This is a genomic window from Treponema sp. R80B11-R83G3 (assembly GCF_054786115.1).
In genome coordinates this window covers 1-727 of record NZ_BDHF01000360.1, presented here as the reverse complement: position 1 = coordinate 727, position 727 = coordinate 1, and the positions used below count along the sequence as shown (strand labels likewise).

The 727-nt window shown below is 49.7% G+C and carries 1 protein-coding gene; it reads right to left on the bottom strand.

All coding sequences use genetic code 11. The features are described from left to right. Positions 1 to 75: 75 nt before the first annotated feature. Positions 76 to 727: hypothetical protein (locus ACYVRH_RS13855; RefSeq protein WP_461257470.1), on the bottom strand; the 652-nt coding region annotated here is incomplete at its 5' end.

Here is a 727-nt window from a genome sequence, read left to right as displayed (position 1 = left end):
TTCCATTCCCGCTGTAACGCCTGAACAGTTTATTGAGATTATTAACGATATTTAAGAATAATTGATTATTTCCCATCACTGTCCCCCCACATTCAATAGTGTTGGATAGCCCTTCCCTATTACGCTGGTGAAGTTCCAGGGGTTTGGAGTGGCGGCGGCAAAGTTCAACATACTTGCATTTGTCCAGATGTTTGAACTGTTAAAGACGCTACTGGAGACGCTTACGCCGTTCTGGTCTGCGGCGACTGCGGTGTTTATTAACTTATAGCAGGTAGAAGGTTCGCTAGACGGAGTAACGCCGTCCCAGTACGGGAAAGAGAGGGTTCCGTACACATCGCTTTTCTCTATCCGCATACTGTCTTTTGCGTAATTCGCGCTACCGATGTTTGTTGACGGATACCCGTAAATCCGCGCCGCTACTCTGGTTGCGCTTGAACCTTTTGCGGTAACGCTTGCGCCCAATGCGGCGTTGTTTTGAATAACACCGCCGCCGCCAGTTCCGGGAGCCGACCTGTAACCAACAATGCCGCCTGCATAAACAGCCCCGCTGACTGACTGGGCGGTTACCGAGCCTGCGGCAAAGTTGTATTGAACATTACAGACAGGTTGTGAACTATCATTAGGATGACTTATATACCCCACAAGACCTCCGGCATGTATGTCGCCCGCACTGCTTGAGGTTTTATCGGCCAGCACATTTCCAAGCGCGTAACAGTTGTTAATGGAG